Annotated in this window: 13 protein-coding genes; 8 read left to right on the top strand and 5 right to left on the bottom strand. The window is 71.9% G+C overall.

What is annotated here, in order from left to right:
- Positions 1 to 2: 2 nt before the first annotated feature.
- Positions 3 to 1640, bottom strand: coding sequence for an FUSC family protein (locus tag Q2K21_RS16255; protein ID WP_310771371.1), 1638 nt, complete (start codon positions 1638 to 1640; stop codon positions 3 to 5).
- 168 nt (positions 1641 to 1808) lie between these two features.
- Between Q2K21_RS16255 and Q2K21_RS16250 the strand changes: the two genes are divergently transcribed.
- The 4 genes from Q2K21_RS16250 to Q2K21_RS16235 all read left to right on the top strand — a co-directional run bounded on the left by Q2K21_RS16250 (position 1809) and on the right by Q2K21_RS16235 (position 4921).
- A complete protein-coding gene (locus Q2K21_RS16250; RefSeq protein WP_310771369.1) occupies positions 1809 to 2354 on the top strand; it encodes a DUF5134 domain-containing protein in 546 nt (181 codons plus the stop codon).
- Between the two features lie 119 nt (positions 2355 to 2473).
- Complete coding sequence (locus tag Q2K21_RS16245; protein ID WP_310771367.1) at positions 2474 to 3409, top strand: M56 family metallopeptidase; 936 nt, start codon at positions 2474 to 2476, stop codon at positions 3407 to 3409.
- A gap of 73 nt (positions 3410 to 3482) precedes the next feature.
- On the top strand, positions 3483 to 4190 hold the full coding sequence (locus Q2K21_RS16240) for a phosphatase PAP2 family protein (protein ID WP_310771365.1): 708 nt from the start codon (positions 3483 to 3485) through the stop codon (positions 4188 to 4190).
- A 32-nt stretch (positions 4191 to 4222) separates the two neighbouring features.
- Positions 4223 to 4921: an HAD family hydrolase gene (locus Q2K21_RS16235; protein WP_310771363.1), complete on the top strand. Its 699-nt coding sequence runs from the start codon at positions 4223 to 4225 to the stop codon at positions 4919 to 4921.
- Between the two features lie 10 nt (positions 4922 to 4931).
- Here the strand turns inward: Q2K21_RS16235 and Q2K21_RS16230 are convergent, their stop codons facing one another.
- Together Q2K21_RS16230 and Q2K21_RS16225 are read right to left on the bottom strand one after the other, a co-directional pair.
- The gene (locus tag Q2K21_RS16230) at positions 4932 to 5177 is read right to left on the bottom strand and encodes a DUF2630 family protein (RefSeq protein ID WP_310771362.1); all 246 of its coding nucleotides are present in this window, start codon (positions 5175 to 5177) and stop codon (positions 4932 to 4934) included.
- A gap of 192 nt (positions 5178 to 5369) precedes the next feature.
- On the bottom strand, positions 5370 to 5984 hold the full coding sequence (locus Q2K21_RS16225) for a TetR/AcrR family transcriptional regulator (RefSeq protein ID WP_310771360.1): 615 nt from the start codon (positions 5982 to 5984) through the stop codon (positions 5370 to 5372).
- Between the two features lie 73 nt (positions 5985 to 6057).
- Between Q2K21_RS16225 and Q2K21_RS16220 the strand changes: the two genes are divergently transcribed.
- Together Q2K21_RS16220 and Q2K21_RS16215 are read left to right on the top strand one after the other, a co-directional pair.
- On the top strand, positions 6058 to 6750 hold the full coding sequence (locus Q2K21_RS16220) for an NAD(P)-dependent oxidoreductase (protein ID WP_310771358.1): 693 nt from the start codon (positions 6058 to 6060) through the stop codon (positions 6748 to 6750).
- A 130-nt stretch (positions 6751 to 6880) separates the two neighbouring features.
- Positions 6881 to 7564, top strand: a complete 684-nt coding sequence (locus Q2K21_RS16215; protein WP_310771356.1) for a TetR/AcrR family transcriptional regulator — start codon at positions 6881 to 6883, stop codon at positions 7562 to 7564.
- Here Q2K21_RS16215 and Q2K21_RS16210 read toward each other — a convergent pair.
- On the bottom strand, positions 7552 to 9051 hold the full coding sequence (locus tag Q2K21_RS16210) for an LVIVD repeat-containing protein (RefSeq protein WP_310771354.1): 1500 nt from the start codon (positions 9049 to 9051) through the stop codon (positions 7552 to 7554). The two genes, Q2K21_RS16215 and Q2K21_RS16210, sit on opposite strands and share 13 nt — an antisense overlap.
- A gap of 98 nt (positions 9052 to 9149) precedes the next feature.
- Between Q2K21_RS16210 and Q2K21_RS16205 the strand changes: the two genes are divergently transcribed.
- Positions 9150 to 9818 (top strand): DUF305 domain-containing protein, encoded by a 669-nt coding sequence (locus tag Q2K21_RS16205; RefSeq protein WP_310771352.1) that lies wholly within the window; start codon positions 9150 to 9152, stop codon positions 9816 to 9818.
- Between the two features lie 155 nt (positions 9819 to 9973).
- Here Q2K21_RS16205 and Q2K21_RS16200 read toward each other — a convergent pair whose 3' ends face one another.
- Complete coding sequence (locus Q2K21_RS16200) at positions 9974 to 10438, bottom strand: DUF6214 family protein (RefSeq protein WP_310771350.1); 465 nt, start codon at positions 10436 to 10438, stop codon at positions 9974 to 9976.
- Between the two features lie 225 nt (positions 10439 to 10663).
- Between Q2K21_RS16200 and Q2K21_RS16195 the strand changes: the two genes are divergently transcribed.
- Positions 10664 to 12007 (top strand): FAD-dependent oxidoreductase, encoded by a 1344-nt coding sequence (locus Q2K21_RS16195; RefSeq protein WP_310771348.1) that lies wholly within the window; start codon positions 10664 to 10666, stop codon positions 12005 to 12007.
- Positions 12008 to 12043 lie beyond the last annotated feature (36 nt).

Here is a 12043-nt window from a genome sequence, read left to right as displayed (position 1 = left end):
CGTCATGCCCGTGCGCCTTCCGAGGTGTGCAGTCCCTGTCGTCGTACCGTCGCGGCGAGCGTACGGTGCCCGGCCTGTTCGGCGCGCAGCACCCGCTCCTCCGGCAGGGCGCGCTGCCACCACTCGCCGGCCGCGGCGTCGGCCGTGGCACGCAGCTCCACGACCGCGGCGGCCAGACCTCGGCGCGCCGCCTCCAGGGCGCCGGGCTCGGGGTGCTCCGCGGCCACGACCTCGGCCGCGTGCTCGCGGGCACTCTCCACTGAGGCGAGGGCGTGCTCGATGCGGTCGCCGGCACGCCGGTTGGTGACGGCGACGGCGGCGACGAAGCCGACCAGCGCCCCGATGAGGGTGTCCAGGACCCGGTCGGCCATCAGCCCGGCGGGCTCCTGATGGCGGGCGAACTCGGTGATGAGCAGCGCCATCGGGGTCACACAGACGCTGCCGAGCCAGTAGTTACGGCTGATCAGCGCCTCGGCGCCGAAGTTGAGGACGAGACCGCACAGCACGAGGGCCGGCCGGCCCAGATGGGCGATCGGGGCGATGGCCGCGAAGAGCAGGACGCCGACGAGGTTGCCGACGACGCGCTGGACGCCGCGGCTCCAGGTGAGGGTGACGTTGGCCTGGTAGAGCGAGGCGGCGGTGACCAGCGCCCAGTACGGGCGGCCGACGCCGAGCGCGAGCGAGGCGTATCCGGCGAGGGCGCAGCCGAGCGCGGTGCGCAGGGCGAGAGGGGCGAGCGGGCCGAGCCGGCGGTGCAACGGACGGGGTGGGCTGTCCAGTTCGGCCTCCACGCCGAGGAGTTCGTCGGCCGCCTCGCCCAGGTCGTCCGGCCCGGGCACGGGCCCGGTGCCGCGCAGGTCCCGTGCCCAGGCGCGCAGCCGCTCGGGATCGGTGTCGGCGGGCGCCGCGAGCGCGACCTCGGCACGCCCGACCAGCCGTTCGAGGGCGCGCCGGGGCGCGGAGCGGGACCCCGTGAGCAGGAGCGACTGCCAGGCCGCGTGCACGGCGGCAGCGGCACCGGCGCGGGCCGCGGCCGATCCGGTGTCGACGAAGGCGGCGGCCGTGTTCAGCGCGTGGGCGGTGGCGCGGCGCTCGGGTCCGTGCGGCCGCAGGAGACCGGGCGCCATGCCCACGACCCATGACCAGGCGCCCGCCGCGGCGGCCAGGGCGAGGTGGGCGGGCACCTGCCCGAGGGACTGCGGGGCGAACAGGGAGGCCGACGTGATGAAGGTGAAGATCACATTGCCCGGCGGTCCGATGCGGGTGGCGTCGCAGAGCGCCTTCTGGACGGCCGCCAGGAGGGCGCCGACGGTCACCAGCACCACCGCGTTCGTGGTGAGCGACGCGGCGACCAGGGCGACGGCGAGGCCGCCGAGCATGCCGAGCACGACCCGGGCGAGGGTGCGGGCGCGGGCCGCGTACGGGCGGTTGTGCGCGTAGAGGGCACAGAGCGAGCCCGCCATCGTGTACACCGCCAGGTCGAGGCGGTCGAGGGCGAGCAGCGTCAGGTTCGGCGGGGCGACCGCGGCGACCACGCTCAGCGCGGGCTTGAACCAGATGTCGGAGGGCCTGCCGAGGCGCAGGAGGCCGGACAGCGGGAGAGGGTGCACACGGGTCGTTCTGGGGGTCGCACTGCTCATGCGATTAAGTTTAACAGGTGTTTTACTCGTAAAATGTATTGATCGAGCCGCCCCGACCTGCCTCGCGACCTCCGCGCTCCCCCGCGTACCCCTGTGCGCTCGCTTGCGCACCGTCCGTGACGGGCATGCCTCCCGGGACCGTCCGAGATCATCGAGCGGGGGTGCGCGATGCACGGACCGGCTTCGCCCGGATGGCTGCTCGTCGCGCTGTGCGCGGCGACCGGGGCCTACTGTCTGCTGCGCATGCGCAGCATCGTCGACGAACAGCGCAGAGCCGCGGGCGGCGAGGCGCTGATGGGGTTCGGGATGGCGGTGATGGCGGTGCCCGCGGCGGTCGCGGCGCCGCCCCGCTGGGCGTGGATCGCCTACATGGCGGTCTTCGGCGGGGCCGCCCTGCGGGCGCTGTGGGCGGCCCGCACGCATGCCCACCATCTGCACCATCTGGTGGGCGCGTGCGCGATGGTCTACATGGCGGCGGCGATGGCCGCCTCGCCCGTGCACCACGGGAACAGCGGTGTCCCACTGCTCACCGGGGTGCTCCTGCTCTACTTCGCGGGGTACGTGCTGTGGTCAGGTGTGCGACTGATACCGGTCACGGCGGTGGCCGCGACCGAAAGCGCACGCACCGTGGGGTGGGGCGACCGGCCCGAACTCGCGCGCGTGTGCCGTCTGTCCATGGCCATCGGGATGCTGGCGATGCTTCTCACGCTGTGACGCCTCGGCATGCGGGAGCGTCCCGGCCTTCGGCCAGGGTCGTACCAAACCGTGGCGTGCGTCACTTTGCCGCGACAGTACGTATCCCGTGGCGCCGCGCGGCTCATAGGCTTCGGACCATGATGGTCCCCGCGGCACTGCTGCTGCTCGGCGCCCTGACCGCCGTCCTCGCTCCGCGGCTGCTCGCCCGCGCGGACTGGCCGGACCGAGAGCCGGTGGTCGCCCTGTGGGTGTGGCAGTGCGTGGTGGCGGCCGTCCTGGTGTGCTGCGCGCTGTCGATGACGCTGAGCGCGGCCGCAGCGTGGGTGGCCGTGCGGGGGCATGTGTTCGCCCCCGCACCGCATTCGGTGGTGGACGCCTACGCGCTGAGCACCGGTAGCCCGTGGGCCGCGGCGACCGCCGTGGCGCTGGCCTGCGGTGGGGTGTGGAGCGCGGCGATGCTGGTTCGGGAGGTGGTCCGGGCGCGGGCGCGCCGTCGGCACAGCCAGGCCGAACTGCTCGTGCGGGCCCCGCTGTTGCCCGGCGAGGAGCCCGGCAGCGACCGGCTGGTGGTCCTGGAGGGTGAACGCTCGGACGCCTGGTGGCTGCCCGGGACCGCGCCCCAACTGGTCATCACCACGGCCGCGTTGCGCCGACTCAAGGGCAAGCAGCTGGACGCCGTGCTCGCCCATGAGCAGGGGCACGCGCGGGCCCGGCACGACTGGCTGCTGCACTCCTCGGCCGCGCTGGCCAACGGGTTTCCGCAGGTGCCGGTCTTCGCCGCGTTCCGCGACGAGATGCACCGGCTGGTCGAACTCGCCGCCGACGACATGGCCTCACGTCGCTACGGCCGCCTCACGACCGCGCTGGCGCTGGTGGAACTCAACGAGGACCGGGGCGTGTTCGGGCCCTGCCCCACCCCGCAGGCCCATGTCCCGCAGCGTGTCCACCGCCTCCTCACTCCCCCGGACCGGCTTCCGGCGGCGCACCGGCTGCGGCTGACGGCGACCGCGGCCCTGGTGCCGGTGATTCCGGTGCTGGTGGCGTTCGTACCGGGGCTGCGGGCCCTGGGATAACCCGCCGGTTCACACGGGTCGGGCGCCGTTGCTGGTTGGCTCCGGGTCCCCCGCGTCGGCAAGGATGCACCATATGCACCTCGCGCCCGTCGACTCACCGCCCCACCGACCGAACCCGCGGACCGCCGCATTCACGGCTGCGGCCCTGGCCGTCGCGTCGGCGCTGCTCCTGGTGCTGGTCGCGGTCTCCTGGCACCCGCTCATGGCGCTGGACGGGGACATCTCGCGCACCACGCACCGCTGGGCGGTGAGCCACCCCGGAATCACGCACGTGTTCCGCATCCTGACGGACTGGGTGTGGGACCCGCTGACCATGCGCATCCTGTGTGTGGCCGCCGTGGTCTGGCTGCTGTGGCGGCATGCGGCGTGGTGGCTCGCACTGTGGGTGGCGGCCACGTGTGCGCTGGGCACACTGGCACAGCAGTTCCTCAAGGCGGCCGTCGGCCGGGCACGGCCCGTGTGGCCCGATCCCGTCGATTCCGCCCACTACGCGGCCTTCCCCTCCGGTCACGCCATGACGGCGACGGTGGTGTGCGGCCTGCTGCTGTGGCTCCTTCGCCGGTACGGCGCCGGGCGCGTCCTGTGGAACACGGCGCTCGTGGTGGCCGTGGTGTCCGTCGTGGGTGTCGGTCTGACCCGCGTCTGGCTCGGTGTGCACTGGCCGTCGGACGTGGTGGGCGGCTGGCTGCTCGGCGCCCTGCTGGTCGCGCTCGCCGTGGCGTCGCACGAGCGATGGAGCGGACCGCAGGAGCCCTCGGCACCGCGCACGAGGCGTCCTTGACCCCGGGCACCGCCTCGCGAAGGATCATCCCCATGACGATCAAAGGCGTGCTCTTCGACTTCTCCGGGACGCTCTTCCGTATCGAGCCGACCGCATCCTGGCTGCGCGCGGTGCTGGCGGAGGCCGGCGTCACCCTGCCCGAGCCGGAGTTGGTGCGCACGGCCGAGCGGTTGGAGTCGGCGGGCGCGCTGGCCGGCGGAGCGCTCCCCGCGGGGCCGCTGCCGGACGACCTCGCCGCGCTGTGGGCCGTCCGGGACCGCAGTGCCGAGGCGCACCGGGCGGCGTTCACCGGCCTCTCACGTCAGGTGCCGCTGCCGGACCCGGAACTCCACGACGCGCTGTACGACCGCCATATGACACCGGCCGCCTGGCAGCCCTACCCGGACACGATCGAGGTGCTCGGCACGCTGCGCGGGCGCGGGGTGGCCGTCGGCGTGGTCAGCAACATCGGCTGGGACCTGCGCCCGGTCTTCCGCGAGCACGGCGCCGACCCGTACGTGGACGCGTACGCGCTGTCGTACGAACACGGCATCCAGAAACCGGACACCCGGCTGTTCGCCCATGCCTGCGACGCGCTCGGCATCGCCCCGCAGGACACGTTGATGGTCGGCGACGAACCCCGCGCGGACGGCGGCGCCGCCGACCTGGGCTGCGCGGTGCACTTCGTCGACCACCGTCCGGTGACCGAGCGCCCGGACGGGCTCCGTCCCGTGCTGGACCTGATCGGCTGAGCCGGGCGGCTCAGCTCTGGTAGCCCTCTACCTGCTCCGACGAACGTACGCGGGCGTCGTCCGGGTTCTCCCCGAACTCGGCCTTCGCGCGGCGCTGGCGCAGCAGGTCCCAGCACTGGTCCAGTTCGCGTTCCAGGTGGGCGAGCCGTGTTTGTTCCGTGTCGCTGTCGATCCGGCCGGACGACAGCGCGTCACGCAGACCGCGCTCCTCGTCCACCATCGCGGTGATCCTTGCCAGGATCTGCTCTTGGTCCATGTGCGTACGCCTCCTTGGGACTCCTGCCCACTCTAGGCCCCTGTCGCCACCCTCGCGTCGTCCGCCCGGAGGGCGGGCCCGGCGGCATCATGGCCGTCCCGGCCCGCGCGAAGTCGAGGGCTCGAGGGTGGTCGCCGGGCGGCGCCGGGCAGGCGGGAATACGACGGCAGCGCCTGGGGACGGTCAGCGGCTCTACGGCACCTGCGCGAAGGGCCTGGCGGGGCGCGGGCGGCCGTGCAGGGCGGCGCGCAGAGACGGGCCCAGGATTCGCCGTACGTCCGCCGCGTCCAGCGCGACCACCGGGCCCAGCGGGTTCAGATAGCGCGTGAAGATCAGACCGCCGATCACCGCGACCGCTGCCGTGGCCCGCTGCGTGGCATCCCGGCCGCCGATGTGGTCGGCGATCCGGCCGAGCACCTCGCGCTCCAGGAACTCGCGGAAGACCCGCATCACGTCCTCGTCCCGCAGCGCCGTGCCGTCCATCGCCGAGAAGCCCGTGCCGGACGGGTCCTCCCACAGGGCGGTGACGGCCTCCAGGAGACGGTCGGCGAGTCCGGCGGGGTCGCCCTCCAGGGCGCTCACGATCGCGTTCGACTGGCCGCACCGCAAATTCATCGACTCACCGAACAGGCCCTGCTTCGAACCGAAGTGGTAGCCGATGAGCGCGACATCGACATCGGCTCCGGCGGCGACCGCGCGCAGCGTCGTGCCCTGGTAGCCGCGCTCCAGGAAGAGGCTCCGGGCGACGCGGGCGATCCGGTCCTTGGTGGCGGGGCGGCCCGGCGGGCGGCCGCGGGTTTTATTCATCAGCGTTGAATATCCCCGGCTCCGGGCGCCAGTGTCAAGGCACGACCGAACCACCACACCAGGGAGAGAAGTCATGCGGATCGTTGTCTTCGGAGCGGGCGGACCCACCGGACACCAGCTGGTCGCCCAGGCGCTGGCGGCAGGGCACCGGGTGACCGCGGTGACCCGCCGGCCGCACCCCATGGCCGGGCGCGAGGGCCTGACCCTCGCCGACGCCGACGCCACCGACGCGAACGCGGTCGACGAGGTGGTCGCGGACTCGGACGCCGTGCTGTCCGCGCTGGGCGTCCGGCCCGGGCGGGCGCCGGTGACGCTCTACTCGACGGCCGCCCGGAACATCGCCGACGCGATGGCGCGGCACGACGTGAAGCGATTGATCGCGGTCAGTTCCAGCGTCCTCGACCCGGCCTGGCGGCCCAGCGGCGCATTGTTCTTCAACCACGTGCTGGACCCCTATGTGAACCGGGTGATCGCCCGCACCGCCCACGAGGACATGCGCCGCATGGAGGCCGTGCTCCGGCAGAGCCCGCTGGAGTGGACGGTCGTCCGCCCGTCCGGCCTCTTCGACCATCCGGAGCCGACCCGCTATCTGACCGCTGAGGGCAGCGCTGACGGTGTGTTCACCGCGCGGGCGGATCTGGCGGCGGCCATGCTGCGGGAGCTGGTGGAGGAGCGCCATGTGCGCCGCGCAATGGGGGTGGTCACGAAGGACGTGAAGCCGAGCATTCCCCGGCTCATCTGGCGCGAGGCCGTCCGCGCGCGGTAGCCGCGGCGTCCGCCCTGGATCATCCCCCGCGTGACCCAGGGCAGGCGCCACCTGGAACCGGCCCTCCGCGGCCCGGTCCCACATGCGTTGAGTATAGTTGGCTGGCAGCCAGTCAACGCAGGAGTCCAGGATGTCCCCGCGCAGCGCCTCGGTCAATGAAGAATTGCGGCGGCGTTCGCGCGAACGGCTCCTGCAGGCCGCGGTCGAGCTGGTCAGCGAGCGCGGCTACGACGCGACGACGCTCGGCGACATCGCGGACCGCGCCGGCTCCGCACGGGGTCTGGTCTCGTACTACTTCCCCGGCAAGCGTCAGCTCCTCCAGTCGGCGGTGCACCGGCTGATGCACCGCACTCTGGAGGAGGCGCTGGAGCGCGAGCCGCGCACCGAGGACGGACGGGAGCGGATGGCGCGGGCCATCGACGCGATCCTGGGCCTCACCGCGCACCACCCCGTGCTCATGCGTCAGCACATGGCGGGCATGCTGCAGGCCGAGGGGTTCGTGCAGTGCCCGGAGCAGAAGCGGCTGGCGGAGCTGCTGCGGGACACCGTCGAGCGGCGCGGGTCCGCGGACGTCGACACCGACTACCCGATGCTGCGGGCCCTGCTGATGGGCGCGGTCTACGCGGCGCTGGTGCCGGGCGTTCCGATGCCACTGCCCGTGCTGCGGGCCGAGCTCTTCAAGCGGTACGGCCTGGACCGGGAGATGGGTGCCCCGCCGGAACCGGAGGCGACCGGCGGGGCGTACGAGACGGATCTGTCTCGGTTCTTCGCGACGGAGAGCCGTAACCCGGAGAAGGACGGTCAGTCGAAGTAGTCCGGCTGTGTCTGAACGTTCAGCTCGCGCAGCCTGACCCGCTGTGCCGGGTCCGTGCGGCGGTCGTTCAGTTTCAGGACGTCGAGGCCCTTGGCGATGTCGTTCGAGTAGATGTAGCCGTTGTAGTAGTACGCCGACCACGACCCCCCGACGGTGAGCTTGTCGGTGGTCAGCGGGCCGCGTTCGAAGTAGGCGATCTCCTTGGGGTTCGCGGAGTCGGTGAAGTCCCAGACGGAGACGCCGCCCTGGTACCAGGCCTGCACCATGAGGTCCCTGCCCTTGACCGGGATGAGCGAGCCGTTGTGGGCCACGCAGTTCTCGGTGTCCGCCTGGTGGCGGGGGATCTTGTAGTAGCCGCGGAAGACCAGCTTGCGGTGTTCGCCCTTACCGACGATGTCGTAGATGCCGTCGGCGCCGCGGTCCGGGCCGATGGCCGCGTTGCAGGTGGCGCCGCCGCCACCGCCCAACTCGTCCGTGAACACGACCTTGTCGGCCTTCTGGTTGAAGGTCGCCGAGTGCCAGAACGCGAAGTTCACGTTGTCCTGCACCTGGTCGATGACCTTCGGGTGCTCCGGGTCCTCGATGGAGAACAGGATGCCGTCGCCCATGCAGGCACCGGCCGCCAGGTCCTTGTCCGGAAGCACGGTGATGTCGTGGCAGCCGGTGGTCTTGGAGACGCCCGGGTTGGTGGGTGAGCCCGGGTTGCCGCCGCCGTCCGGGCCGTCACCCGGGAACAGCACCGGGAAGTTCACCACGGCCGCCTTCTCGGGGGCCTCGCGCGGCACCTTGATGACCGAGATGCCGTCGTGCGGCGGCTGGCAGTCGGGGAAGGAGGCGCTCGGCGAGTACGAGGAGACGTAGATGTAGACGTTCTTGCGCTTGGGCACCAGCGTGTGGGTGTGCGAGCCGCAGGCGGTCTCGACGGCCGCGACGTACTTGGGGTTGGTCTTGTCGGTGATGTCGAAGACCTTCATGCCCTCCCAGGAGGACTTCTCGGTCGCGGGCTGTGTGGTGCTGTTGCAACTGCTGTCGCTGCGTGAGGAGTCGGTGGACAGGAAGAGAAGGTTGCCGGAGACGGAGACGTCGTTCTGCGAGCCGGGGCACAGGACCTGAGCGACCGTCTTCGGGGTCTTCGGGTTGCTGATGTCGAAGATGCGGAAGCCGTCGTAGTTGCCGGCGAAGGCGTACTTGCCCTGGAAGGCCAGGTCCGAATTGATGCCTGCGAGGGCGTCCTTGGGGACGTTGGCGAGGTGGTCGACGTTGGCGGAGTGGACGATCTCGTCCTGGCCGGGTATCTCGCCGCTCGCGATCGCCTTTCCGGCCTCGGTCGCCGCGCTCTTGGACACCTCGCGCGCGGCCGGGCCGTCCCCGGGGTCGGGGGTGGCGGCCGCGGGGCCGGCCGTGAGCAGCGCGGCCAGGAGTCCGGCCGCGGCAGCACCGACTCCCAGGCGTCTGCGGCGCGTTCGAGGGGCGTGGGACAGGGTCACTGAGTCCTCCCTGGTAGCCGTTCGGGCTTGAACGGATCACGGACCCCCGAAGTATCGTCTGTCTCATGCGGAGATCAACAGATGGCAATACATTCGTCATGAACTCCTTTGATCACACGCGTGCGCCCGGTCGCCACGCGTCCGTCGTATCGCTGCTGGCATTGCCGCTGGCAGTGGCCCTGCTCGCCGGCTGCGACTCCGGATCGAGCACCAACTCCGCGGCACCGAAGGGCCCTTCGGTGATCGCGCCCGGAAAGCCTGGAGAGGCGGCCAAAACGCTTTCCGCCGAAGAGGCCGCCACACGGCGCGCCGAGGACGACACCCCGAACGCGGCGGACTTCTCCTACGCGCGGATGATGATCGAGCACCATGCGCAGGCCCTGGAGATGGCCCGACTCGCACCGAAACACGCCGAGTCGGAGAAGGTGAAGCGGCTGGCAGAGCGGATCGTGGCCGCACAAAAGCCCGAAATCGCCGCTATGGAGGGCTGGTTGAAGACGCACGACAGCGAGGGTCAGGGCCCCTCGCACCAGCACGGCACGATGCCCGGCATGGCGACCGAGGCCCAGCTGAAGCGGCTGCGCGCGGCCGAGGGCGAGGCGTTCGACGAGCTGTTCCTCAAGCTGATGATCACGCACCACGGCGGGGCGATCACCATGGCCACGGAGGTGAAGGCGCAGGGCAACAACCTACAGATCGAGGAAATGGCCGACGACGTGATCGCGCAGCAGACGAGCGAGATCAGCCGGATGCGCGACATGCTGTGACGGGCTCGGCCCCACAGGCCCGCCGTCACAGGCCGGAGCGGCGGCGGGTCCGCGAGGCCGTACGGGGAGCGGCGGCGGGTCCACGAGGGCGTACGGGGAGCGGCGGCGAGTCCACGAGGCCGGACGGGGAGCGGCGCCGTTCACCGGGCGACCGCTCAGCGTTGGGCGTGACGTGGCGTCAGGAGCCCGATGTCGCGTGCTCCGCCGATCAGTTTCAGTGATGTACGGCGGCTGCATCCGGTCATCCGCATCACGGCGGACACCGGGTCGATGCCCTGCCGCTGGGCCGCCAGGTACTCCTGCGCGACCAGGCGCCACCCTTCGAGGCCGCCCGGCCAGTCGGGGTCGGCGCGGGGGGCGGGTGCCGGGGCCGGCTCGTGCGAGGGTTCGGGCGCCGCGCCGCACGCCTCCAGCAGCGGTTCCTCGATCCAGTCGGCGAGCGCGGCGAGGTCGTCGAGCGACAGGGGCGGCTGAGCCCGCACCTCCTCGATCGCCACACATCCGGCGGCCACGACGGCGAGGACGTCGACCTGTCCCCCGTCGGGGAAGTCCAGCCGGACACCGAACCACGAGACAGCGCTCTCATGGTCCTGCACTTCCCACGCGGGCCACACGGACACCGCTCCGTCTGATCGAAAGCGATCAGAAAGATCCTCAAAGGGCTCTTCCAGCACATACACAACGTAAGCGAATGATCACAATCCATGGGGAGAGCCACGCGCAGGAGGAGCGTGCACCGCACCCCGTCGGCCCAGCGACACGCCCGCCCCGCTCCCTCTCCCTTCACGCCGTGTGCAGTGCCATGCTGGAGCCATCAGCGATCTCCTCCACGAGGGAGCTCCGCCGTGCTGCGTGTCGCCGTCGTCGGCTCCGGGCCCAGTGGTGTCTACACCGCCCAGAGCCTTGTCCAGCAGGATCCAGAGGTGCGCGTCGACGTCCTCGACCGGCTGCCCTGCCCGTATGGGCTGGTGCGGTACGGGGTGGCGCCGGACCACGAGAAGATCAAGTCCCTGCAGAACAATCTGCGCACGGTCCTGGAGCACGACCGGGTCCGGTTCCTCGGCGGCCTCCAGGTGGGTACGGGCGGCGTGCCGCCCGCCCGGCTGCGCGAGCTGTACCACGCGGTCGTCTACTGCGTGGGCGCCGCGACCGACCGCCATCTGGGCATCCCGGGCGAGGATCTGCCCGGCAGCTGGTCGGCTACCGAATTCGTGTCCTGGTACAGCGCGCACCCGGACGCCGTAGCCGACGGGTTCCTGCTCGGCACACGGACGGCCGTGGTCATCGGTGTCGGGAACGTCGCGGTGGACGTGACCCGCATGCTGGCCCGCGGGGTGACGGAGCTGAGCCCGACCGACATGCCGCAGGCGGCGCTGACCGCGTTGGCCGCCAGCGGGGTCACCGAGATCCACATGGTGGGGCGGCGCGGCCCCTCGCAGGCCCGCTTCACCACCAAGGAGCTGCGCGAGCTGGGCACCCTGCCGGACACCGAGGTGGTCGTGGACGAGGAGGAGCTGGCGCTCGATCCCGGGTACGTCGACCCGTCCGGACTGCCGGCCCCCCAGCGCCGCAACATCGAGGTGCTGCGCGGCTGGGCCGCGACACCGCCACGGGGCGCCGCGCACCGGATCCGGCTGCGCTTCTTCCTGCGGCCGGTCGAACTGCTCGCCGCCGGCAACCGCGTGGGCGCGGTGCGCTTCGAGCGGACGCGCCCCGACGGAAGCGGCGGAGTGACGGGCAGCGGGCGGTACGAGGACATCGAGACACAACTCGTGCTGCGCTCGGTCGGCTATCGCGGAGTGCCGCTGGAGGGGCTGCCGTTCGACGGGGAGACCGGCACCGTGCCGCATCGCGCCGGGCGGGTGCTGCGGGAGGGGGCCGTCTCGCCGGGCGAGTATGTCGCGGGCTGGATCAAGCGGGGCCCGACGGGCGTCATCGGCACGAACCGTCCGTGCGCGAAGGAGACGGTGACGTCACTGCTGGAGGACGCGCCCGGGCTGGTACGGCGTGAGGTCCCCGAGGACGCGCCGCAGGCGCTCCGGGCGGACGGGCTCGCGCCGGTCGAGTGGTCGGGCTGGCTGGCGATCGAGCGGGCGGAGGCGGAACTGGGGGCGTCGCTGGGCCGCAGAGTGGTGAAGCTCCCGGATTGGGAGTCCCTTCTGGCCGCCGCGAACTGCGGCGCACCCTGAAGGTCGGAGCCGGGCCGCAGGCACGACACAGAGCAG

Source organism: Streptomyces sp. CGMCC 4.7035 (assembly GCF_031583065.1).
Lineage (GTDB): Bacteria > Actinomycetota > Actinomycetes > Streptomycetales > Streptomycetaceae > Streptomyces > Streptomyces yaanensis.
This window is presented reverse-complemented; position numbering and strand designations above follow the sequence as displayed.

Excerpts from the sequence above, each read along its gene's own strand:
- Q2K21_RS16245 (WP_310771367.1), top strand. The coding sequence starts at position 2,474 with ATGATGGTCCCCGCGGCACTGCTGCTGCTCGGCGCCCTGACCGCCGTC.
- Q2K21_RS16220 (WP_310771358.1), top strand. The coding sequence starts at position 6,058 with ATGCGGATCGTTGTCTTCGGAGCGGGCGGACCCACCGGACACCAGCTG.
- Q2K21_RS16255 (WP_310771371.1), bottom strand. The coding sequence starts at position 1,640 with ATGAGCAGTGCGACCCCCAGAACGACCCGTGTGCACCCTCTCCCGCTG.
- Q2K21_RS16240 (WP_310771365.1), top strand. The coding sequence starts at position 3,483 with ATGCACCTCGCGCCCGTCGACTCACCGCCCCACCGACCGAACCCGCGG.
- Q2K21_RS16225 (WP_310771360.1), bottom strand. The coding sequence starts at position 5,984 with ATGAATAAAACCCGCGGCCGCCCGCCGGGCCGCCCCGCCACCAAGGAC.
- Q2K21_RS16230 (WP_310771362.1), bottom strand. The coding sequence starts at position 5,177 with ATGGACCAAGAGCAGATCCTGGCAAGGATCACCGCGATGGTGGACGAG.
- Q2K21_RS16250 (WP_310771369.1), top strand. The coding sequence starts at position 1,809 with ATGCACGGACCGGCTTCGCCCGGATGGCTGCTCGTCGCGCTGTGCGCG.
- Q2K21_RS16215 (WP_310771356.1), top strand. The coding sequence starts at position 6,881 with ATGTCCCCGCGCAGCGCCTCGGTCAATGAAGAATTGCGGCGGCGTTCG.
- Q2K21_RS16235 (WP_310771363.1), top strand. The coding sequence starts at position 4,223 with ATGACGATCAAAGGCGTGCTCTTCGACTTCTCCGGGACGCTCTTCCGT.
- Q2K21_RS16205 (WP_310771352.1), top strand. The coding sequence starts at position 9,150 with ATGAACTCCTTTGATCACACGCGTGCGCCCGGTCGCCACGCGTCCGTC.